18 protein-coding genes are annotated in these 23,363 nt (G+C 66.8%); 7 read left to right on the top strand and 11 right to left on the bottom strand.

Annotation, left to right across the window (positions count from 1 at the left end; translation table 11 throughout):
* Positions 1-11: 11 nt before the first annotated feature.
* The 4 genes from IEY07_RS03395 to IEY07_RS03380 form a co-directional block, all read right to left on the bottom strand.
* Positions 12-920, bottom strand: coding sequence for an ABC transporter permease (locus IEY07_RS03395; RefSeq protein ID WP_188893720.1), 909 nt, complete (start codon positions 918-920; stop codon positions 12-14).
* A gap of 1 nt (position 921) precedes the next feature.
* Positions 922-2,007: an ABC transporter permease gene (locus IEY07_RS03390; protein WP_188893719.1), complete on the bottom strand. Its 1,086-nt coding sequence runs from the start codon at positions 2,005-2,007 to the stop codon at positions 922-924.
* A gap of 199 nt (positions 2,008-2,206) precedes the next feature.
* The gene (locus IEY07_RS03385; protein ID WP_229669649.1) at positions 2,207-3,001 is read right to left on the bottom strand and encodes an inositol monophosphatase family protein; all 795 of its coding nucleotides are present in this window, start codon (positions 2,999-3,001) and stop codon (positions 2,207-2,209) included.
* 205 nt (positions 3,002-3,206) lie between these two features.
* A complete protein-coding gene (locus tag IEY07_RS03380) occupies positions 3,207-5,294 on the bottom strand; it encodes a DNA gyrase/topoisomerase IV subunit B (RefSeq protein WP_188893717.1) in 2,088 nt (695 codons plus the stop codon).
* Between the two features lie 311 nt (positions 5,295-5,605).
* On the opposite strand from IEY07_RS03380, the gene IEY07_RS03375 reads away from it, so the two are divergent.
* The gene (locus IEY07_RS03375) at positions 5,606-5,803 is read left to right on the top strand and encodes a DUF7455 domain-containing protein (RefSeq protein ID WP_188893716.1); all 198 of its coding nucleotides are present in this window, start codon (positions 5,606-5,608) and stop codon (positions 5,801-5,803) included.
* 315 nt (positions 5,804-6,118) lie between these two features.
* Positions 6,119-6,808, top strand: coding sequence for a hypothetical protein (locus tag IEY07_RS03370; protein WP_188893715.1), 690 nt, complete (start codon positions 6,119-6,121; stop codon positions 6,806-6,808).
* Between the two features lie 153 nt (positions 6,809-6,961).
* On the opposite strand, the gene IEY07_RS03365 is transcribed toward IEY07_RS03370, so the two are convergent.
* The 3 genes from IEY07_RS03365 to IEY07_RS03355 form a co-directional block, all read right to left on the bottom strand.
* On the bottom strand, positions 6,962-8,368 hold the full coding sequence (locus IEY07_RS03365) for an RNA polymerase sigma factor (protein ID WP_268239181.1): 1,407 nt from the start codon (positions 8,366-8,368) through the stop codon (positions 6,962-6,964).
* Positions 8,369-8,556: 188 nt separating this feature from the next.
* Positions 8,557-8,970 carry a universal stress protein gene (locus IEY07_RS03360; protein WP_188893714.1) on the bottom strand — a complete coding sequence of 138 codons (414 nt, stop codon included), beginning with the start codon at positions 8,968-8,970 and terminating at the stop codon, positions 8,557-8,559.
* 88 nt (positions 8,971-9,058) lie between these two features.
* A complete protein-coding gene (locus IEY07_RS03355) occupies positions 9,059-10,528 on the bottom strand; it encodes a glutamate-cysteine ligase family protein (protein WP_188893713.1) in 1,470 nt (489 codons plus the stop codon).
* Between the two features lie 42 nt (positions 10,529-10,570).
* Here IEY07_RS03355 and IEY07_RS03350 point away from each other — a divergent pair, with 42 nt between their 5' ends.
* The 5 genes from IEY07_RS03350 to IEY07_RS03330 all read left to right on the top strand — a co-directional run bounded on the left by IEY07_RS03350 (position 10,571) and on the right by IEY07_RS03330 (position 16,194).
* Positions 10,571-11,404: a thioesterase family protein gene (locus tag IEY07_RS03350; RefSeq protein ID WP_188893712.1), complete on the top strand. Its 834-nt coding sequence runs from the start codon at positions 10,571-10,573 to the stop codon at positions 11,402-11,404.
* A 4-nt stretch (positions 11,405-11,408) separates the two neighbouring features.
* Positions 11,409-13,565 (top strand): S9 family peptidase, encoded by a 2,157-nt coding sequence (locus tag IEY07_RS03345; RefSeq protein ID WP_229669648.1) that lies wholly within the window; start codon positions 11,409-11,411, stop codon positions 13,563-13,565.
* A 129-nt stretch (positions 13,566-13,694) separates the two neighbouring features.
* Positions 13,695-14,243, top strand: coding sequence for a SigE family RNA polymerase sigma factor (locus IEY07_RS03340; RefSeq protein WP_188893711.1), 549 nt, complete (start codon positions 13,695-13,697; stop codon positions 14,241-14,243).
* The gene (locus IEY07_RS03335) at positions 14,227-15,063 is read left to right on the top strand and encodes a hypothetical protein (protein ID WP_188893710.1); all 837 of its coding nucleotides are present in this window, start codon (positions 14,227-14,229) and stop codon (positions 15,061-15,063) included. The genes IEY07_RS03340 and IEY07_RS03335 overlap by 17 nt, the downstream gene beginning before the upstream one ends.
* Before the next feature lie 180 nt (positions 15,064-15,243).
* A complete protein-coding gene (locus tag IEY07_RS03330; protein ID WP_188893709.1) occupies positions 15,244-16,194 on the top strand; it encodes a sigma-70 family RNA polymerase sigma factor in 951 nt (316 codons plus the stop codon).
* Between the two features lie 94 nt (positions 16,195-16,288).
* Here IEY07_RS03330 and IEY07_RS03325 read toward each other — a convergent pair whose 3' ends face one another.
* The 4 genes from IEY07_RS03325 to hrpA form a co-directional block, all read right to left on the bottom strand.
* Positions 16,289-17,410, bottom strand: a complete 1,122-nt coding sequence (locus IEY07_RS03325) for a DUF5005 domain-containing protein (protein WP_188893708.1) — start codon at positions 17,408-17,410, stop codon at positions 16,289-16,291.
* Between the two features lie 146 nt (positions 17,411-17,556).
* Entirely contained in the window at positions 17,557-18,426 is an 870-nt protein-coding gene (locus IEY07_RS03320) for an acyl-CoA thioesterase (RefSeq protein WP_188893707.1), read from the bottom strand.
* Positions 18,427-18,457: 31 nt separating this feature from the next.
* Positions 18,458-19,405 carry a PAC2 family protein gene (locus IEY07_RS03315; RefSeq protein ID WP_188893706.1) on the bottom strand — a complete coding sequence of 316 codons (948 nt, stop codon included), beginning with the start codon at positions 19,403-19,405 and terminating at the stop codon, positions 18,458-18,460.
* Between the two features lie 20 nt (positions 19,406-19,425).
* Positions 19,426-23,325, bottom strand: coding sequence for an ATP-dependent RNA helicase HrpA (gene hrpA / locus IEY07_RS03310; RefSeq protein WP_188893705.1), 3,900 nt, complete (start codon positions 23,323-23,325; stop codon positions 19,426-19,428).
* Positions 23,326-23,363 lie beyond the last annotated feature (38 nt).

Below are 23,363 nucleotides of genomic sequence, written 5' to 3'. Positions count from 1 at the left end.
TCGCCTCCCGGTCACCGATCCCGCAATCGCGGGTTGAGGATTTCTTCCAATGACCTGCTGAGCATGATCAGTCCGAGCTGCATGATCACGATCATCGCCACCGGCGCCAGGATGTAGAGCATCGAATTCGGATTGAACATGGCGCCGGAGATCCAGGCGTCGTTGATCATGATCCCCCAGTTGTCACCCGACATCGGCGCGAGGCCGAGCACGTACATGCCGATCAGCGCGTAGGTGGCGTTGGTGATGGCGATGATGAAGTTGATCAGGATGAAGCTGGCCATGTTGGGCACGATCTCCATGAAGACGATCCGCAACGTGCCCAGGTCGAGCAGCCGTGCCGCCTCGACGAATTCGCGCTCCTTCAGCGACAACACCTGGGCCCGGATGGACCGCATCAGTACCGGCCAGCTGAGCACCCCGATCAGGGCGGCCAGCGCGAACGGCGAGTTGAGCTCGAAGAAGGCACCCATCACCGCCAGCAGGATGATCTGCGGGATGGTCATCACGATGTCGGTGATCTGCAGCATGATCGCGTCGAACCGGCCGCGGAAGTAGGCGGCCAGCGAACCGATCACCACGGCGATCGCCGTCGTGAGCAGGGCGGCGCCGAAGCCGACGAAGATCACCGTACGGCCGCCGCGCAGGATCAGCGTGACGATGTCCTGGCCGGAGTTGTTGGTGCCCAGCCAGTGCCGGGACGACGGACCGCTCCAGATCTGGTTGACGTTGGGCTTCGCCTCCGGCACCACCAGCGGTGCGATCAAGGACATCGCCACGATCAGCACCACGATGATCAGTCCGGCGAATCCGGAGGCGCTGCGGGTCAGCTGCGACAACAGGCTGGAGCCGCGAACGCTCCGTACGCCCGAGTCGACGCTGGTCTCCAGGGTTGCGGTCTCAACGGTTGCCTGTGCCATCTCAGTCCCCCGATTCCGTCGTCCGGATCCGGGGATCCAGCAGGCTGTAGACGAGGTCCGCGATCAGGTTGGCGAACACGACCGTCACTGTCACGATCAGCAGGATCCCTTCCAGCACGGTGTAGTCACGGCCTTGCAGAGCCGTGTAGAGCAAGGTGCCGATGCCGTCGTACTTGAAGGTCTGCTCGACGAAGATCGCGCCGCCGACGACGAAGCCTGCGGTGGTGGCGATCTGCGAGACCAGCGGCAGGATCGCATTGCGCCCGACGTAGTTGGTCCGGATCCGCAGGTCCCGCAGCCCGCGCGCCCGGGCCACGGTGACGTAGTCCTCCTCGAGCACCTGCGTGGTGGACGATTTCATCACCAGCGACCAGGTGCCGACCGTGGTCAGCACGTAGGTCAGGATCGGCATCGACGCGTGGTAGAAGATGTCGGGGAAGAAGGCCAGCCCGTAGGCCTTGAAGGTCACCCCGGGCGACGCCGTGCCGCGCATGGTCGCGATGTCGAACAGACCGAACCGAGCGCCACCGATCACCACGATGATCATTGCCAGCAGGTAGTTCGGGATCGCGTGCAGGAAACTGCCGATCGCCGTGACCGCGTGATCGATCGCGCCACCGCGACGGTAGGCCATGATCATGCCGAGGATCAAGCCGATGATGATCGCGATGCCGACACCGATGCCGACGCTGAAGAGCGTCCACGGCAGGTACTGGGCGATCAGCGTGGAGACCGCCATCCCGCGGTTGCCGATCGACATACCAAGATCAAGTCGGCACAATCCCCACAGGTAAACGAAATACTGCTGGATCAGCGGCGTGCCGGGATCGAAGTTGAAGTACGCCTGGGCGCTGCGCTGGGCGTCGGCGTAGGTGGCGCCGTATTGGCTCACCTGCACCTGGATGTACTGCTCGACAGGATTGCCGGGCAGTAGTCGCACCAGGAAGAAGACCGCCGTCGCGACCACCCAGATCACAAAGATCGCGCGCAGAAAACGACGCAACGCGTAGTTGCGCCAGACCTTCTTCAAGATCGGGACCGCACCCGTCGCCGGGCGTCCTCGAACGCCGGCTTCGATCGCCGCCATACCCCTCCCCAACTTCGCTGTCTTCCCCGGACAGTTCATCGATCGCTGCCGAGGTTCCTCGGAGCGTAACGGGGATCATCGTTGCACGCTAGTGCATCATTTGTACGGATATCTCTCACGTTCGTGCATTAGCTGTAACACGAACGTCGAAAACTGACAGCTGAATCGTTTCAGGATGACGCTGAGGATCAGGAATCGCTCAACTCTCCGCGAGCAGTTGTGCAACCTCTTCGACGGCCAGCCGATTGCCCGCCAGGTGCCAGCGCTGCTCGCCACGCTCGATCACCCGTGTCAGGCCGCCGGCGGCCTCCACCAGCGCCGCTCCGGGGACCCAGTCCCAGGGCAGCGTCATGTTGTGCAGCGAGACGCCGATCCGGCCGGCAGCCACTGAGGCGAGCTCGATCGAGCCCGAGCCGATCACTCGCAGCGTCGCCGCACCGGAGATGGCGGTCAGCAGCGGCTGGATGCCCTGGACGCGGTCGGCGGCCAATCGCGCCGGCGGCAGGTAGCTGCCGATCGACAGCGTTGCCAGCGGGGCGTCCGCCAGGGGCTCCACCGGTACGCCGTTGCAGGTGGTCCGTACCCCTCGACCGCCCAGCCACAACTCGTCGGCGACCGGGTGGTAGATCGCGCCGAGAACCAGACCATCGGCGTCGGTGAGGCCGACCGCAGAGCACCAGATGCCGAGCTTGGACAAGAAGTTGTAGGTGCCGTCCACCGGATCGATGAACCAGGTCCGCCCGGCATTGCCGTCGGCGGGCTCCCGCCGGGCACCCTCCTCGCCCACCAGGCCGTCCTCCGGTCGCTCGGCGATCAGCCGGCCACTGATCAATCGCTCGGCGGCGTGGTCGGCATCGGAGACGACGTCGGAGATCGACGTCTTGTGGTGGGTCTCCAGCCCCTCTGCCAGCATCCGCCGGGCCAGCTCCCCAGCCTCGCGGACAAGCTCGCCCGCCAACTTCAGATCTTCCGCAGATGCCTCAACCGCAGTCACGGAATACAAACCTATCGACAACCCAGGACGCCAGCCGTACGACCCCAACACAGGGAACGGCACCCGCGAGCGCCAGCGAGCCGCCGGCGGAGGAACGGAGCCGGCGAGTCTGGCTAACCATTGACGTGAGTGCGCACGGGGTCCGGGGTCGCCCCCGGAAACTGGCTATTGGTCCACGCAGCTCGCGGCAGCAGCAGGAAGCCGGCTAAGCATCAATACTGGCGACGTCCAGCTGGTAGGCGCCCTCGACCAGGAAGTCGCGCCGTGGGGCGACGTCGTTGCCCATCAGCAACTCGAAGGTGACCTCGGCCGCGGCGACGTCGTCGATGGTCAGTCGGCGCAGCAGTCGGTGGCGGGGATCCATGGTGGTCTCCGCGAGCTGCTTGGCGTCCATCTCGCCCAGGCCCTTGTATCGCTGCGGCTCCTTGAAGTTGATGCCCTTCTTGGTCAACTCCGCCGCCTTGCGCTGATACTCCGGATCCGAGTACGTGTAGAGATACTTGTCCATCCCCTTCTTGGGGTTGGTCAGCTCGAAGCGGTGCAGCGGCGGGACCGCGGAGTAGACCCGGCCGGCCTCCACCATCGGTCGCATGTAGCGGAAGAACAAGGTGGCCAGCAGCGTACGGATGTGGGCGCCGTCAGAGTCGGCGTCGGCCATGAAGATGACCTTGCCGTAGCGGGCCGCGTCGAGATCGAAGGTACGTCCGGAGCCGCCGCCGACGACCTGGATGATCGAGGCGCATTCGGCGTTCTTGAGCATCTCGCCGACTGATGCCTTCTGGACATTCAGGATCTTGCCGCGGATCGGCAACAACGCCTGGTATTCGGAGTTGCGGGCACCCTGGGCGGTGCCGAGCGCGGAGTCACCCTCGACGATGAAGAGTTCGCAGCGCTCGACGTCGGTGCTGCGGCAGTCCTTCAGCTTGGTCGGCAGGCTGGAGGACTCCAGCGCGTTCTTGCGCCGCTGGGCCTCCTTGTGCTGCCGCGCGGCGACCCGTGCCCGGGACGCCGAGACGACCTTGTCCATCACGGCCCGAGCCTGGGCCTTGGTCGCGCTCTTGGTCGAGGTGAGGAAGGCCAACAGCTCCTTGTCGACGACCTTGCCCACCAGCCGGGTGACCGCCGGGGTGCCGAGCACCTCCTTGGTCTGACCCTCGAACTGCGGTTCGGCCAGTCGTACGGTGACCACGCCGGTCATCCCCTCGAGGATGTCGTCCTTGATCACCTCGTCGCCACTCTTCAGCAGCCGGGTGCCTTCCAGCGCCTTCGTGAACGTCCGCGTCAGTGCACGGTCGAATCCCTGCACGTGGGTGCCGCCCTTGGGAGTGGCGATCACGTTGACGAAGGACTGGACCAAGGTCCCGTACCCCTTGCCCCAGCGAACCGCGATGTCGATCTCGAGATCGCGGTCGACATCGGTGGGCGTCATGTGGCCGTCGTCGTCCAGCATCGGCACCGTCTCGGTGAACTGTTCGGTGCCCTGCAACCGGATGACGTCGGTGACCGCCTCGTCCTCGGCCAGGTATTCGCAGAATTCGGTGATCCCGCCGTCGTGCTTGAAGGTCTCGGTCTCGGGGTCACCGTTCCTGGCGTCGATGATGGTCAGCGCCAGGCCCGGCACCAGGAAGCTGGTCTGCCGCAGCCGCGCCTTCAACTCCTCGACCGAGAGCTTGGCGTCCTTGTGGAAGATCTGTCGGTCCGGCCAGAAGGTGATCCGGGTCCCGGTCACGCCCCGCTTGGCCTTGCCGATCTTCTTCAGGCCACTGCCGGGAGTGAACTTGGCCTTCTCCCCCGGCCCGGTGAAGGTGCCGGGCACCCCGCGCTGGAAGGACATCCCCCAGGTGGTCGAGTTGCGGTCGACCTCGACGTCCAGTCGAGAACTCAGCGCGTTGACCACCGACGAGCCGACGCCGTGCAGGCCGCCGGCCGCGTTGTAGGCACCGCCGCCGAACTTGCCGCCGGCGTGCAACCTGGTGAAGATCACCTCGACGCCGCTCAGCCCGGTCCGCGGTTCGGTGTCCACCGGCATGCCGCGGGCGTGGTCGTTGACCGAGATGCTGCCGTCGGCATTCAGCGAGACCTCGACCTCGGTGCCGAATCCGGCCAGCGCCTCGTCGACGGTGTTGTCGATCAGTTCCCACACGCAGTGCATGAGGCCGCGGGTGTCGGTCGATCCGACATACATCCCGGGCCGTTTCCGTACGGCTTCCAGGCCTTCCAGGACCAGCAGATGGCGGGCTTCGTAATCCCGGCCCTCGGCGCCGGGTGCGGCTGTTTTCCTTGCTGTGGGCACCCGGTGAGATTACCTGTCCGCGACGACAGTTCGGCGGAGCCACTCCCCAGCCGCTGCGTGATCGGGCCGCGAGCTGGATCGACTCGATCGCGACGCTCCCGAGTATTGACATTGCCGCGTGACGGCTGCGGTGCCGCGGGTAATCTGGCAGTGCCAGGGACATAGGGGGGCTTGTAACAGAACCTTCACGAAATTGGGCCGCAGACTGGAACTAACTTCGGCCGACCCGCTGTTTACTGGTAGGTAAGTCGGAAGCGTTGAGAAGGTGGATCGGCCGGGCAACCGGAAGATCGCGAGAAAGAGAGGCCATCGTGAGCACTTCAGTCATCGACGACGCCGCCCTGACGGCAGCGGACCGGTGCGACCGTTGCGGCGCGCAGGCCTACGTACGCGTGACCATGCCGGGCGGTTCGCAACTGCTGTTCTGTGCCCATCACGGCAAGGAACACGCCGACAAGCTCCGGCAGGTAGCGCTGAACATCCACGACGAGACGTCCAAGATCAGCTGAGCTGAGATTTTCGGTAGGCCGGAAGCAGCAGTACGGCCGCCGCTGATATCCGATCGCCGCCGCGATCTCCCTCTGGGAGGTCGCGGCGGTGTGCTTTTCGGGGCAGCGATGAGTATTTCTGCCGTCCAGATGGCCGGATCCTGCCCGACACGCCGGGTGAGCCCGGACTGGACGGCGAAAATGCTCAGCGGCACTTGCGTACCTGCGACTAGCTTCTCCGGTTGTGAAGATCCAGGCGATCGCGGTCAACCACGGCACCACTGAGTATGCCGAGCTCCTCGTCCGATCCTTCGTCCGGCACCACCAGACCACAGGTTGCTGCTGCTGGACAACAGCTCGCCCGGATTCGAACGGCTCGAGCAGCTTGCGGTCGACGGCGTGGAGGTCCGCCCGTCGGGTTACAGCCTGGAGCACCAGGTGATCACGCACGGCGAGATCGTCGCCGCGGCGATCCTCGAACATCCCGACACCGATGCCTACCTGCTGCTGGACAGTGACGTCTGCTTCCGCACCGACAACACGATCTCGGGCCTGGCCGAGGAACTGGCGGCAGATCCGACGCTGTTCGGTGTCCAGGCGCAATGGCTGGGCCCCGACGGGGACGTCTTCCGGCCGGCGCCGACGAGCGGATACCCGCACACCCGGATCCGCGAGAGCATCCGGGCGGCCGGCGCCGACAGCTGGTCGGAGCCGTACGAGTTCGAGGTGGAGAATCGCGCCGGCGATCGGATCCACCCGTTCTGCGCATTGTTGCGCAACACCACGGCGCTGCGCCGGACGGTCGAGCTCTTCGGACTCTCGGCGGGCCTGGTGCAGAGCGAACGCACCGGCCGCTGGTGGGACACCCTCGGCATCCTCACCCAGGTGATGGCGACCCACGGCCTGGGCTGGAAGGAGTCCGCCTACGGCGTCGTGCACTTCGGCAACGTCAGCTGGGACAACCAGTGGACAGCCGAGAAGGCGGCCGCCCGGGACCGACTGTTGGCGGACTATCGGGGCAGCTGAGTAAACCTGCGGGCCAGTTCGCCGGATCGTGCCCGACACGCCACAGCCGCCTGATCTGGACCGCGAAAATACTCACGAGGCCGGCCCACCACAACGCGATGCGGCCCTCCTCCCGAAGGAGAAGGGCCGCTCGGCAGGAACTCAGTCCAGATCTCAGTCCAGATAGTCCCGAAGCACCTGGGACCGGGACGGGTGCCGCAGCTTCGACATCGTCTTGGACTCGATCTGGCGGATCCGCTCGCGGGTGACGCCGTAGACCTTGCCGATCTCGTCCAGCGTCTTGGGCTGGCCGTCGGTCAGCCCGAAACGCATCGAGACCACACCCGCCTCGCGCTCGCTGAGCGTGTCGAGCACGTCGTGCAGCTGCTCCTGCAGCAGCGTGAAGCCGACCGCGTCGGCCGGAACGACCGCCTCGGAGTCCTCGATCAGGTCACCGAACTCGGAGTCGCCGTCCTCACCCAGCGGGGTGTGCAGGGAGATCGGCTCGCGGCCGTACTTCTGCACCTCGACGACCTTCTCCGGGGTCATGTCGAGCTCCTTGGCGAGCTCGTCCGGAGTGGGTTCGCGGCCGAGGTCCTGCAGCATCTGCCGCTGCACCCGGGCCAGCTTGTTGATCACCTCGACCATATGCACCGGGATCCGGATGGTCCGGGCCTGGTCTGCCATCGCCCGGGTGATCGCCTGTCGGATCCACCAGGTGGCGTAGGTCGAGAACTTGTAGCCCTTGGTGTAGTCGAATTTCTCGACCGCACGGATCAGGCCCATGTTGCCTTCCTGGATCAGGTCCAGGAACATCATGCCGCGGCCGGTGAATCGCTTGGCCAGGCTGACCACCAGGCGGAGGTTGGCCTCCAGGAGGTGGTTCTTGGCGCGCCGGCCGTCCTCGGCGATCCACTCGTAGTCGAAGCGCTCCGACTCCTTGATCTTGACATCGGTCGAGGCGAGCTGCTCGTCGGCGAACAGGCCGGCCTCGATCCGCTTGGCGAGCTCGACCTCCTGCTCGGCGTTCAGCAGGGCGACCTTGCCGATCTGCTTCAGGTAGTCCTTGACCGGGTCGGCGGTCGCGCCGGCGGCCAGCACCTGCTGCTCGGGCTCATCGGCGTCGTCGGCGTCAGAGAGGCTGAAGCCCTGGTCCTCGGTGAGCTCCTTCTCCAGCTTGCCCTCTTCGGCCTGGTCGAAGTTGGACTCGTCGACATCGTCGAGGCTGCGCTTCTTGCCGCCGACGGTCACCACGACGTCGTTGCCGTCGACCTCGACGGAGACCTCGTCCTTGCCCTTACGCCCCTGGGCGGTCTTGGCAGATGCCTTCTTGGCTGGCGCCTTCTTGGACGCAGTCTTGGTCGACTTCTTCGCCGTACCGCTCTCGACCCCGTCGGCGGCCAACTCCTCCTCAAGCACCTCCGGAGCGTCGGTCACCGCCTTCAGCGGGGTCTTACGGGCCGTCGACTTCGACGTCTTCTTTGCAGGGGCCTTCTTGACAGGCGCGTCGATCTTGCTGGCGGCCGAGGTCGCCGCGGACGCGCGTCCGTCGGCCGGTCGGGCATTGGAGGTGGGTGTCACAAAGAACCTCTCGCTTACCGGTACGGATGCATCGGATATGTCTCTGCGGTGCAGAGCTGCTCACTTTAGGGCAGGGCCAGGCCATTGGAAGTCAACCCCTGCTCCGAAAAGTATTCTGGCACGGCCACCCAAATCGGCAGAATCGGGTCGGACTCGACGTGTCGCCGATCGGGCCCGATCAAGCGCGATCACCGGCCGGGGTTGTCGGCCTTGACCGCCAGCACCGGGCAGGAGGCGTCCAGCAGGACCCGCTGGGCATTGCTTCCCAGGAACAATTTTCCGACCGGCGAGCGCCGACGCAAACCGATCACGATGATCGAGTCCGGGGAGCTTTCCGAAACCTTGATCAACTCTTCAGCGGGATCCAACACGTCGGGCGCCTGGTGGATCTCGTACGCCACCCCTGTCGTCGCCATCTCCTCGTCCAGCCCGACGAGTTCGTCGGCCGGTGCCGTGTGCACGATCACGATCTTCGCGGCCCCGGCCCGGGCCATCCGGATGGCGCGCTCGAGCGCGGCCCGCCCCTCGGGTTTGGCGGTGTAGCCGACGACGATCGTGGCGGCGACCGAGTCTGCGTCCGGTATCGGTCCGGTTCCCGTCATGCGATGGTCCTCCCTGCCCGTCCGCCGGCGATCGAGTCACCGGCCCACCTCGCCAGCGACACTGCCGACCGTTGCGCCGTGCACACGATCATCCGACGGGCCAACTATGCACCGGATCGCCGGCCGCCATCAGTTCCCGATAGTCGGCCACCATCTGATGCAACGCTGTGTCCCGATCAGCCCCCGCGTGTTGCCGTCGCCTTACGGCGGCAGTCTGCCAGGTTGCGCCGTTGCAGTGAGACAGGCACCGCCGTTCAATCACTGTGAGCAGTCGATCCGCCTCCGCATCGGGCACCTGCCAGCGCCGAAGCCCGTCCTGGGCCAGCGGCAACAGACTGCGCAGCACCAGGTCGGTCACCGCCACCTCGCCGGCCTCGGGCCAGGCCACCGTCGCCTCGATCCCGTTGCGGACTCCGCTGCGGAAGTTGGACTCGGCGGTCTCGAAGTCCAGCTCCGACCAGATCGGTACGTCCGCCTCGGCCAGTGCCCGGACCAGACCGGCGAAAAACGCGGCGTTGGCGACGGTGTCGATCACCGTCGGCCCGGCAGGCAGGACCCGGTTCTCGACTCGGAGATGCGGCGAGCCGCCGGCGGGGTCGTAGACCGGCCGGTTCCAGCGATAGACGGTCCCGTTGTGCAGCTGTAACTCCTCCAGCTGCGGCGTGCCACCGGCGTCCAGGACTGCGGACGGGTCCTCGTCGCTGATCACCGGCAGCAGCGGCGCGAAGTAGCGGCTGTTCTCCTCGAACAGGTCGTAGATCGAGGTGATCCAGCGCTCGCCGAACCAGACCCGGGGGCGTACGCCCTGGGCCTTGAGATCATCGCTGCGGGTGTCAGTGGCCTGTTCGAAGAGGGGGATCCGTGACTCGTCGACCAGCCGTCGGCCGAACAGGAAGGGCGAGTTGGCGCCGACCGCGACCTGGATCCCGGCGATCGCCTGAGCGGCGTTCCAGTAGGCACCGAATTCCTGGGGGCTGACCTGCAGATGCACCTGGGTCGAGGTGCAGGCCGCCTCGGGCATCACCGAATCGCTGACCAGCTGCAGCCGCTCCTCGCCGTCGATGCTGATCGTGATGTCCTCACCGCGGGCCTGCAGCACCTGGTCGTTGAGGAGGGCGTAGCGCGGGTTGGCCGACAGGTTCTCCATGATCGCGTGTTCGGGACGCAGGGTCGGCAGGATCCCGATGATCATCAGCCGGGCGCCGCTGATCGCCTGGTCGGCCTCGACCATGGCCCGGCGGAGGAACTGCTCGAACCATCCGAGGCCGCCCTCCGACAGCTCCCGCGGCGGGACGTTGATCTCCAGGTTGAAACGGCCGAGCTCGGTCTGGAACTCCGGTGCCGAGATCGCGGCCAGCGCCTGGGCGTTCTGCATCGCGGGTTCGAAGCGGTCGTTGATCAGATTGAGCTCGACCTCGAGTCCGCTCATCGGACGTTCGGCCTCGAACCGGTTCTCTGCGATCATCCGCGCCAGCACATCGAGCCCGGCCCGGACCCGCTCCCGGTGCCGGGTGCGATCGGCGCGAGTGAACTTCTGTTCCTCGACGTCGTCACCCATGGGCCCATCTTTACCCACGGGGTGGCGGATTAGGCTCCTGCGGTGACCAGGTCGGACTCCACATCGGACCCAACTGCCAGCTTCTACCGACGGATCGGCGACAACCGTTTCGAGCCGACCGAGCACACCCAGGGTGCCTGGCGGGAGGCCGAGCAGCACATGGGGCCGGCCTCCGGACTGCTGGCCCATGCCCTGCAGACGCAGTATCCGCGCGATGATCTTCAACTCTGCCGGATCAGCTACGAGATCCTCGGGGTGATCAGCCGCGAGCCGTTCGAGATCGAGGTCGAGGTCGTACGCCCCGGCAGGACCATCGAGATGGTCGAGGCACGCATGATCATCAGCAGCCGGCCGGCGATCAGGGCGACCGGTTGGCGGCTGGCGACCTCCGACACCGCCGCGGTCGCCGGCGGCGGGCCTGCGCCGATGCCCGGCCCGGAGGCATGGCCGAACTGGGACGTCGCCGGCTTCTGGTCCGGCGGCTACATCGACAGCGTCGACTTCCGAGTCGATCCCGCATCCGTACCGGGCAGCAGTCGGGCTTGGTTGCGCTCCGACGTCGGGCTGGTCGAGGGCGAGCCGGCATCCGACCTGGCCACCTTCACCGCTCTCGTCGACACCGCCAACGGCATCGCCGCCCGCCAGCATCCGAACCGATGGGCATTCCCCAACATCGATCTGACCATCCACTACTACCGGGCGCCGCGGTTCGACGACCCGGCCCGGTGTTGGGTCGGGCTGGACAGCACCGCGATCTGGGGAGCGTCCGGGATCGGCCTGACCACCACGACGTTGTACGACCCGAGCGGGCCTGTCGGCCGGGCCGAACAGATCCTGACGCTGCGCAAGCTGTCGGATGAACGCCCACTAGCCTGAGCGGGTGACCGCACAAGACACGCACATTGCTGCCACCGAGCCTCCGATCGCCGAGCGCCGCTCCTTCATCCGCACGCACCACGGCGACACCTTCGACGACCCGTACGAGTGGCTCCGGGACAAGAACGACCCGGCGGTGATCTCCTACCTCGAGGCCGAGAACTCCTACACCGAGGAGCAGACCAGGCACCTCGACGGGCTGCGTGAGGAGATCTTCACCGACATCCGGTCACGGACCAAGGAGACCGACCTCAGCGTCCCGTCCTACACCAGCCACCTGCCCGGACCGGACGGCGAGGCGCCGGCGTACTGGTACTACCAGCGCACGATCGAGGGCGGGGAGTATCCGATCTTCTGCCGGGCACCTGCCGCCGACCCGCAGACCCCGCCCGATATCGCGGCCGACATCCCGGGCGAGGAGGTGCTGCTGGACAGCAATGCCGAGGCCGGCGACAACGAGTTCTTCTCCCTCGGAGCCTTCAGCGTCTCCCCCGGCGGCGGCCTGCTCGCCTACGCCGTCGATCTGATGGGCAACGAGCGTTACCAGCTCCGGCTGCGGAATCTGGTGACCGGCGAGCAGTTGCCGGACGTGATCTCCGACGTCGCCTACGGGCTCGCCTGGGCCGGCGATGACCAACTCTTCTACACCCGCGCGGACGACGCCTGGCGGCCCTTCCAGATCTTCCGGCACGCGCTCGGGACGGACTCCTCGACGGACCCGGTGATTTTCGCAGAACCCGATGAGCGCTACTGGGTCAGCGTCGGCAACAGCCGGGACCGGGAATGGATCGTGATCCACGCCGGCAGCAAGTTGACGACCGAGGTCAGGCTGCTGTCCAGCGGCGATCCGACGGCCGAACCGCGAATCGTCGCGCCCCGTCGCCAAGGCGTCGAGTACGAGGTCGAGCCGGCCGGCGACCGACTGTTGATCTTGCACAACGACGGCGGCGCCGAGGACTTCGCCCTGGCACAAGCACCGCTTGACGCCAGCAGCCACGAACAGTGGCAGACGGTTCTTGATCATCAGCCGGGCGTCCGGCTGGATGAAGTGGACGCGTACGCCGATTTCGTCGTGGTCGGCCTGCGGCGCAACGGATTGACGGGTGTGCACATCATCCCGCGCGACGGCATCGGCGATCTCGGCGAAGGCTGGGACATCGAATTCGCCGAGCCGCTCTACACGGTCGGATCGTTCTCCGGCAGCGAGTACGCGACCGGTCTGGTCCGGCTCTCGTACACCTCCCTGGTGACGCCCGGCTCCGTCTACGACTACCGGGTCGCAGATCGGGAGCTGATCCTGCGCAAGATCACCCCGGTCCTTGCTCATCCGACCAAGGGCGCCTACCGGCCGGAGGGCTACGTCCAGGTGCGGGACTGGGCGACTGCCCAGGACGGCACCAAGATCCCGATCTCCATCGTCTACGCCAAGGACACGCCGATCGACGGCAGTGCACCGGCGCTGATCTACGGCTACGGGTCGTACGAGGCCTCGATGGACCCGAGCTTCCAGATCGCCCGGCTTTCCCTGCTGGACCGCGGTTTCGTGTACGCGATCGCCCACATCCGCGGCGGCGGCGAGATGGGACGTGCCTGGTACAGCGGAGGCCGCACCACGACCAAGATCAACACTTTCACCGACTTCGTCGACGCCGCGCGCTATCTGGTCTCGGCGGGCTACACCTCGGCCGATCGGCTGGCTGCTCGCGGCGCCAGTGCCGGCGGACTGTTGATGGGTGCGGTGGCCAATCTCGCTCCGGACGCCTTCCGTGCGATCCACGCCGGCGTGCCCTTCGTCGACCCGCTGACGTCGATCCTGATGCCCGAGCTGCCGCTGACCGTCACCGAATGGGAGGAGTGGGGCGACCCACTGCACGATCCGGAGATCTATGCCTACATGAAGTCCTACAGCCCGTACGAGAATGTCGAGGCCAAGGACTACCCGGCGATCCTGGCGACGACCAGCCTGAACGACACCCGGGTGCTCTTCACCGAGCCGGCCAAGTGGATCGCCGCCCTGCGGCACACTGCGACCAACGGCCCGGACCGGCCGATCCTGCTGAAGACTGAGATGCAGGCCGGCCACGGCGGGGTCTCGGGACGATACCAGGGCTGGAAGGAGACCGCCTTCGAGTTCGCCTGGCTGATCGATCAGGTGAGCTGACGGAAGAAACATCGGACTCGGAGACAACCGAACCGACTCCGCACGCGTCATAGCTGATGTCGGGTCGACGGGCGCCCGACATCGGACGGGAGGTCTGCGGGACGTGACGGGCCGGGACGGGCGGACGGTGTGAGCCGCCGCGAGCAGGACGCGCAGCTCGATGCCGCGTTCACCGACTTCGTCGCCGCGCGTCGGCGGGCGCTCTTCGGGACCGCCTACCTCCTGACCGGTGGTGACCGGGAGCGTGCCGAGGACATCGTCCAATCGACCCTGGTCAAGCTGTACGTCCGCTGGCGCCGCCTCCACGGCCGGGTCGACATCGGTGCGTACGCCCGCCGCGCGATCATCAACACCCACATCGACCACGCCCGGCAGCGATGGCATCGCGAGGTTCCCGGACTCGACCTGATCGATCAGCCGGCAGAACCGGAACCGGCATCCGAGGACAACGACGAGTTGTGGGCTGCGCTGAGACGGCTGAGCCCGAAACAGCGACGGGTGGTGATCCTGCGGCACTACTGGGGACTGTCGGTGCAAGAGGTCGCCGACGACCTCGGAGTCAGCACGGGCACCGTCAAGAGCCAAACCTCGGCAGCCCTCAGCATCCTTCGCGGCGTGTTGCTGCTGGACGACAGCCCGTCCCCCGGGACAGGAAGGCCAGGTGATCCGCGTGATTGATCATGACGAAGCGCTGGACGAGGTGGTCGGCCGCGAGCTGGGCCGGCTGGTCGATCTCGCGCCACCGCCGGATGCGGACCCCGGGGCCGATCTGGTCCGCGGCCGGGAACGCCGCCGGCACCTCCGGCGCCGGAGTGTCGGTGGTGTGGTCGCCGCTACCGTCGCCGTGCTGATCATGGTCCTCGTCGGTGTGGCCGTGCTGCCACGGATCGGACCCGGGCACGCCCGGAGCCTGCCGGTCAGTCCCGCCGATCCGCCGACCCAGCAGCCGACGATGTCCGGCCCGGATGCCGAGATCGCGGCCGAGTCCCGGCAGCTCGACAAGGTGCTCTATCCGAAGGTCCGGGCAGCGGTCTACGGCCACCTCGATCCGCATCATCGGCGGATCGTCGACACCTACAAGGCGTTCAACAGCTGGGACGAGGATCCGCAACCCGAGCAGCTGACCGGCGTGGGCGGCCAGTTCACCTGGTACAACGCGACCGGTCCAGGGGTGGGTCAGATCGAGGTGGACATCTCCCGGGACACCACGAACACCTACGCGGCGAGTTTCTGCGACAAGACTTCCGCTTCCTATGACGGCTCGACCTGTCATCGGATCAGCCCGAAAGGCGTCGCGGGTGCACGCAGCATCACGATGATCCGGCTGCCCGACGATGCCGGCGGATTCGGCGTCGAGGTCGAAACCACCGGCGGCCAGCTGGTCACAGTGCTCGCGGAAGGCAAGAACGGTGGCTACGACTTCGACCCGGATGAGTTCTTCCCGTTCAGCGCCAAGGATCTGATTCCGGTCGCCGCCGACCCCCGGATGCGGATGTGACTCCCCTCGGGAACAGGAGCATCACTGCCCTTGTTGTCCGGTTGCCGGTCGAGACGACGGGTATCGAGATTCCGTACGGAGTGACCCCGAAGCGACATTCAGGGACTCTTCAGGGTGCTCGCGGAATCCTGCGTCACCCCCGGAACGTTGAATGTGTGTAGCCAACGAAAGGGGACAGAAGTGGCAACGAGAACTTCGAGCCGCGTCAACGAGGGCATCGAAGGTAAGGATGCTGTCGGTCTCTACCTGGATGGAATCGCCAAGACGCCACTGCTGACCGCCGAGGAGGAGGTTGAGCTGGCCAAGCGCATCGAGATCGGTCTCTACGCGAGCAAGCTGCTCGCAGGTGAGGTGTCCCCCAAGGAGCGAGGCAAGAAGGCCGTCGGGATCACCGACGACGAGTTGCAGTTCCTGATCGAGGACGGCCAGCAGGCACAACGCCGGTTCGTGATGGCGAATCTGCGCCTGGTCGTCTCGGTCGCCCGCAAGTACGGCCGCGCCCAGATGCCGCTGCTGGACCTGGTCCAGGAGGGCAATACCGGACTGATCCGCGCGGTCGAGAAATTCGACTACACCAAGGGCTTCAAGTTCTCCACCTACGGCACCTGGTGGGTCCGGCAGTCGATCAGTCGTGGCATTGCCCAGCAGGGCCGGATCGTCCGGCTGCCGGTGCACGTCGCCGAGCAGGTCAACCAGGTCGGCGCGGTGCGCCGGACGCTGGAACGGCGGCTGGGCCGCGATCCGGAGATCGACGAGATCGCCGAGGAGATGGGTGTCGACGAGGATCGGGTGCTGGATCTGATGCGGTACGGCCGCGATCACGTCAGCCTGGACGCCCCGGTCGAGGAGGGTGGCGACACCGCTCTGGGTGATCTGATCGCCCGCGAGCCGATGCCGGGCCCGGACGAGGTGTTCCTGGACGCCGAGGAGCACGAGCGTCTCGAGGCCCTGCTGGACCAGCTGGACGAGCGGTCGGCGGATGTCGTACGCCGCCGGTACGGCCTGCTGGACGGTCGTCAGGCCAAGCTGGCCGATATCGGCGCCGTCTGGGGCATCACTGCCGAGCGGGTCCGCCAGATCGAACGGCACGCGATCGCCAAGCTGCGCAGCGCGTCGACGCTGGCAGCATAAGGAAGCAGCGCGAAGGGCCGGTCACCACAGGTGACCGGCCCTTTTGCACGCTCCAGAGGCGGATTCTCAGAGGTCGATACTCAGAGGTCGATACTCAGAAGCGGACGGTGATGAAGCGCGGCCGGTTGTTGTTGGCGTCAGCCAGGATGTCGTCGCCGTTCTGGGCGTTGACGTTGTAGGACAGCACCAGCTCGCCGGGCCGGCTGATCTGCAGGTGCGCCGCGACGTTGTAGGTGTAGATCCCCGATACCTGGGACTCCGGCGGCGTGTAGACCGGGGTCTTGGGCGTGAAGGGGCCCACCGGGGTCGGGGCGGTCGCCAGGTAGATCTGATGGTCGACGAAGATCGCCGAGGCCGTCGTGCTGAGCACGTACCGTCCGTTGACCGGCGTCACGCTGTACGAGGCTCCGAGATCGGTCACCAGCGGTGCCGCGTCGCTCTCGGCCGAGGACCAGCCGCTGCCGGTGTAGAACTGCCAGTGCTTGTCGATAAGATGGCCGGAGCGTGCCCGGGCGACGTACATGGTGCTGTTGAGCTCACCGTAGATGTAGATGTGACCGCCTACCCGGAGCAGCTCGTTGCCCCAGTTGACGCCTCCGGTCTGGCCGTAGGTCCGGGTGATCTTCTCGACCGCGAAGTGCCGGTCGTAGGTCACGATGTCGGAGCCGAGCCAGCCGAAATTCCAGGGTGGCGGACCGTCGGTCTGGCCGATCCGGCCCTGGAAGACCTGCAGTCTGCCGGCGTCGAAGATGCCGGCGGCGTTCCAGTACCAGGGATCGCCGTTGACCGCGTCGGGCGGGGAGGCGATCGAGGTCGGCGCATCGTGGGTGCCGCCGGTGATCGTGTACCGCGGGAAGCCGTCCCGACCGCCGAGCAGGACCGAACCGTGGATGAATCCGGGGTTGGTCATGCTCTCGTCGGGATTGACCGGTCCGAGGAAGGTGTCGTTCATCAGCCAGACGACTTGGTGGCCCGGAAGCTCCGCGGTGTAGGTGCCGTCCGAGGCACCCCAGCCGCCGTGGTTGGACCAGCCGCCACCGCTGTCACCGAACCGCCGGAACGCCTCGGTGAGCTCGGTGTTCGCCGCTGCCACCGGCGTCCGCGACCCGGTCGTTGGGCCCCCCGGGGTGGCCAGCGCTCTGGGTGCCATGGTCGCTGCGCCGGCCGCGCCGAGCAGTACGGCCGTTCCGAACGTCCTTCGACTGATACCAGTCATGGTCGAGTCTCCTCCCAACCGCGTGAGGGCCGCGGTCACCGTTGATCAGGGCACCCCGATCCTCGCAACCCCGGCCGACGATGTCAACGATGACATCGGACCGACGCGCGAAGCACGGGAAGAGGAAACGGCTCATGGATCCGGACTCAGCCCTTGCGCCGTGCCTGACGGATCAACCCCTCCTGGGCGACGTCGGCGACCAGCAGGCCGTTCTGGAAGAGCCGCGCAGTCGCCAGTCCGAGCCCTGCTGACGCCGAGGGCGAGACCTGGTCGTAGAGCAGCCAGTCGTCGGCCCGGAACGGCCGGTGGAACCACATCGCGTGATCGATCGAGGCAGCCTGCACGCGGGGCGAGCCGAGCACCTCGCCATGCGGCACCAGACTCGCGCCGAGCAGGGTGAGGTCGCTGGCGTAGGCGAGCAGGCAGGTGTGCAGGAAACGATCATCAGGTAGTGAGCCGTCGGTCTTGATCCACAGCCGGGCGCGGGCCGGGTGCCGCGGGTCGCGCAGACCGCCGCCGGGACCGGAATTGCCGACGTACCGGACATCCAGTGCGCCCCATTCACGGGTCCAGTTCGACGCCGGCGCCCCGGTCAGCTTGCTCAGCACCTCCGACATCGACGGGCACTGCTCGGGCGGCGGTACGTCGTCGGGCATCGGATCGGCGTGCTCCCAGCCGTCCTCGTCCTTGTGGAACGAGGTCGACATGTAGAAGATCACGTGGCCGTTCTGCCGAGCACTCACCCTGCGGGTGGAGAACGAGCCGCCGTCGCGGACGGCGTCGACGTCGTAGACGATCGGGGTGTCGATCCGACCCTCGAGCAGGAAGTAGCCGTGCAGCGAGTGCGGATACCGGCCCTCGGGAACCGTCAGCCCGGCCGCGGTGAGGGCCTGGGCCAGCACCTGGCCGCCGAACGCCCGCTGCAAGTGGGTCTTGGGCGTCCTGGCTCGGAAGAGGGTGCTTTCGATCTCCTCGAGCTCGAGGAGATCCTTCAGTTCATCCAACGACTCCGGCACGAAGTGATCCTACTGGCCGTACGCTCCCGGCTCAGTCGTCGGAACGGTTGTCCGGATCGTCGTCGTCGGTCTGCTCGGCCAGGAACCGCTCGAACGCGGCGCCGATCTCGTCCGCGCTGGGCACCGACCCGAATTCGTCGGCCACGGACGGCGGGAAGCCCAGGCCACCGCGATCGGCGCGCAACGAGTCGTACTGCTGCTCCAGCTGGCCGACCATCTCCTGCGCCTCGGTCGAGCCGGCGACCTCCTCGGCGATCTCGGCCATGTTGCTGCCGGCGGCCTCCTCGAGCGGCCCGTAGCCGATCACCAGACCGGTCGTCTGGCTGATCCGGATGCCGAGGGTCAGTGCCGCCTGGGGGAAGGCGGCCTGGGTCAGGTAGTGCGGCACGAAGGCCTCGAAGCCGACCGCGGTGTGGCCCTGCTGGCCGAGCCGGTATTCCAGCATCGCCGAGAAGCTGGCCTGCACCTCGGCCTTGCCGAACCAGGCCTGTTCGTCACGGACCAGGTCGGGATCGGTCGAGTGGGCGTTCAGGGCGACGGGCCGGGTGTGCGGGACCGCACCGGGGATCCCGGTCAGTGAGACGACCATCCGGACGTCGAACTGCTCGATCAACCCGATCACGGCGGCGCTGGCCCGCTCCCACTGGACGTCAGGCTCCGGACCGTTGAGCAGCAGGAACACCTCGCCGGTCTCGTCGGTGAGCCGGTGGATCCGCAGTCCCCTGCTCCGGTACGACGACCAGTGGTCGCCGTCGTAGTCCATCATCGGCCGCCGGGACCGGTAGTCGTGCAACTGGTCATGGTCGAAATCGACCAGCACCTGGTGGTCGAGATGGCGCAGCAGGTGGCGGCGGAAGAGCCGGCCAGCTTGACCCGCGTCGACGAATCCGTCCAGCTGCACGATCAGCACCGGGTGCTGACCAACCATCTCCTTGGCGACGTCCTCGCGGACCTCATACAGCGAACGCGGATCCAACATGGGTCCAAATGTATGCCCAGCTACGACTCATGATTGCGACGTGCCTCGGCGATGGCGGTCATCACGCGCTTCTCCGAGACCGGGACCCGGGTCCGCAACTGCTGGGCGAACAGGCTCACCCGTAACTCCTCCAGCGTCCAGCCGATGTTCTCCACGTCGGGCGGCAGCGGCCCCTCGGGCATCGCGGACACCAGGTCGGCGTACGCGTCCTCCACCCGGGTAATGGTCGCCAGCCCGGCGTTGTCGCGGGCCGGCGTCGCACGCAGCACCGCGATCCGGTTCAGCGCGGCGCGCAGGTAGCGTACGAGGTCACTCAATCGCTCGCCGGCGGTGACCGCGAGGAATCCGGCGAAGACCAGATTGCCCAGCTGCTCTCCCAGATCGACCGCGGCAAGATCACTGACGGCCCGTACCGCGTCCAGTTGTGCCTCGGCCTGGTGCCACAGCTCCAGCACGGTCGCGGCCTCGTTGACCAGCGATCGCATCCGGTCGGCGTGATCGGCGCGGACCAGATCACAGAGCGTGCGGAAGGACTGTTGATCATGGGTTCGCTCGCCGTGATGGCGCCTGATCAACTCCCCGACGGCCGCCAGCCGTGCGTCCTCCAGCAACGCCGGGACCCCGCTGTACGGGCTGCTGCCCAGCGCGAGCTTGGCCTGATTTCCCAGGTGGCCGACGACCCACTTGGTCGGATCCGGGATGTTGAGCATGGCCAGCCGGCGCAGCCCGAGCGGATGGTGATGATCACGTAGCTCGGCGGACGGATAGACCATCAGGCCGACCGAGACCTGTTCGTCGGCCAGACCCGGATAACTGATCAAGTCCCCGGTCCTGATCTGATCTTCAATGGTTCCGAAGGTCCAGTCGGTCGCTCCGGTCACGGTGACAGTGGCCGCGGCCCGGTTGAGGGTCTTGCTCACCTGGGGCGCCAACTGTTGGCGCAGCTCGTCAAGATCCTTACCTTCGCCCAGCACCTTGTCGTGATCGGTGATCACGTAGGTGGGCAGCAGATGCGCGGGCGGTTCGCCGGTCCGCCAGGCATCGGCGGGGACCCGTACGCCGGTCAGCTGGGTCAGCGCCCGACCGAGGGCTGCCGGCAGCGACTCCCCCTCGGCGCCGGGATGATCATCGAGCCAGGCCAATGCCCGCTGGGCGTGTTCGGGTGCCGGCACGAAGGAGCGCCGGACCGCCTTCGGCAGCGACCTGATCAACTCGGTCGCCAACTCCGTCCGCAATCCGGGCACCTGCCAGCTGAAGTCGGATTCCGAGACTTGGTTGAGCAATCCGACCGGGATCTCGATGCTGACGCCGTCGCGGGCGGTGCCCGGCTGGAAGCGGTAGCCGATCTCGAACGACATCTCGCCGCTGGTCCAGACATCGGGAAACTCGTCGATGTGGGCCACGTTCGGATCGACGACAAGATCATCAAGGGTCAGGGTCAGCCGATCCGGATCCTGGTGCCGGGCGTCCTTCCACCACCGGTCGAAGTGGGCGCCTGAGGTGACATCGGCCGGGATCCGGGCGTCGTAGAAGTCGAAGATCACCTGGTCGTCGACGAGCAGGTCCCGGCGTCGGGTGCGATCCTCCAACTCCTCCGCCTCGGCCCGTACCTTCTGGTTGTCCGCGAAGAAGTGGTGCCGGGTCTTCCAGTCCCCCTCGACCAGCGCGGACCGGATGAAGATCTCCCGGGCCTCCGCCGGATTGATCCGGCCGTAGGAGACGCGCCGCCGCCCGATGATCGGAACGCCGTAGAGACTCACCTGCTCGTACGCCATCACCGACCCGCTGCGCGCGGACCAGTGCGGCTCGGAGTAGCTGTGCTTCAACAGATGCCCGGCGACCTCCTCGATCTGCGCGGCGTCGACCCCGGCGGCCGTACGCGCCCACAGCCTCGACGTCTCGACGATCTCCGCGGCCATCACCAGCGGCGGGCTGGTACGGGCGACACTGCTACCGGGATTGATCGCGAACTTGGTGTTCCGAGCGCCGAGGTACTCCTGCAGCGCGGGCCGGCGGCGCTTGCCGGACCGTCCCGGCTGGTTTCCTCGCTTGCGATCCTCCATCACCTCGGCCAGGCCGACGTGGGACAGCAGGCCAGTCAGGATCGCGGTGTGGATGCGCCCATGATCAGCAGCCTCGTCGTTGAGGTTGAGATCGAGCTCCCGGATGATCTGGCGCAGCTGGGCGTGCAGGTCCTGCCATTCGCGGATCCGCAGGAAGTGCAGATACTCGTCCCGGCACATCCGCCGGAATCCGTTGCCACTCAGAGCTTTCTGCTGCTGACGCAGGTAGCGCCACAGCCGCAGGATGGCGATGAAGTCGCTGCCGTCCGGCTCGGGCTCCTGATCTCCGTCCGGCGTGACCATCGGCGCCCAGAAGCGCCGGTGCAGCTGATCAGCCTGTTGCTGGTGCTCGGCCGGCCGCTCGCGCGGATCCTGGACCGACAGCCCGGAGACGATGATCAACATCTCGCGCAGGCAGCCTTGCCGCTCGCCGGCGATCAGCATCCGGCCCATCCGCGGGTCGATCGGTATGCCGGCCAGCCGGTGACCGATGGTGGTCAGCCGTGGCGACCGGTCGCCGCTACGGGCAGGCTTGATCGCGCCGAGTTCGTCCAGCACCCGCAGGCCTTCGGTGATCTGGGCCGAATCGGGTGCCTCGACGAACGGGAAGGACGCGATCTCGCCGAGATCGGCGGCGGCCATCTGCAGGATCACCGAGGCCAGGTTGGTGCGCAGGATCTCGGGCTCGGTGAATTCCGGTCGACCGGCGAAGTCCTCCTCGGCGTACAGCCGGATGCAGACGCCCGGGCCGAGGCGACCACAGCGCCCGGACCGCTGGTTGGCCGAGGCCCGGGAGATCGGCTCGATCGGCAGCCGCTGCACCTTGGTACGGGCCGAATAGCGCGAGATCCGGGCAGTGCCGGTGTCGATCACGTACCGGATCCCGGGCACGGTCAGCGAGGTCTCGGCGACGTTGGTCGCCAGCACGATCCGCCGACCGGTATGGGACTGGAAGACCTTGTGCTGTTCGGCCGACGACAGCCGCGCGTAGAGCGGGATCACCTCGGTGAACCGGAATTCGCGGGCTCCGCCGGCCTGGGCCTGGTGCAGGGCATCGGCCGCGTCGCGGATCTCGCGTTCGCCGGACAGGAAGACCAGGATGTCGCCGTCACCCTCGGCGACCAGCTCCTTGGCTGCCCGGACGATCCCGTCGACCTGGTCGATGTCCTCCGATCCCCGCTGGACGGACACCGCATCCCCGGCACCCTCGCCCGCCTGACCGACCAGCGGCCGGTAGCGGACCTCGACCGGGTAGGTACGCCCGGAGACCTCGACGATCGGCGCCGGGTTACCGTCCTGGTCGGCGAAATGCTCGGCGAACCGTACGGTGTCGATCGTCGCCGAGGTGATGATCACCTTCAACTCCGGCCGGCGCGGCAGCAGCTGCTTGAGATAGCCGAGCAGGAAGTCGATGTTGAGGCTGCGTTCGTGCGCCTCGTCGATGATGATCGTGTCGTATTTGCGCAACTCGCGATCATGGCCGATCTCGGCCAGCAGCACGCCGTCGGTCATCACCTTGAGCCGGGTGTCCCGGGACGCCTTGCGGGTGAATCGCACCTGGTAACCGACGAGATCGCCGAGCGTTACGTTCAGCTCCTCGGCGATCCGCTCGGCGACCGTCCGGGCCGCGATCCGGCGCGGCTGGGTGTGCCCGATGGACCTGCGGCCCAGTTGCAGGCAGATCTTCGGCAGCTGGGTGGTCTTGCCCGACCCGGTCTCCCCCGCCACGACGACCACCTGGTGATCGCGGATGGCGGTCTCGATCTCGGCTGCCCTGGCTGCGATCGGCAGTGCCGGGTCGAAGGTGATCCTCGGCCCTGGCGTGCTGGTCGGGCTGGTCAGGGCGGGGGTGGACATAACGGGCCCAGCTTATGTCCGCGTCCGGTCCACCCTCG

Source organism: Microlunatus endophyticus (genome assembly GCF_014646195.1).
Lineage (GTDB): Bacteria > Actinomycetota > Actinomycetes > Propionibacteriales > Propionibacteriaceae > Microlunatus > Microlunatus endophyticus.
Note: the sequence above shows the minus strand (reverse complement) of the source record. Positions and strands in the feature narration are given on the sequence as shown.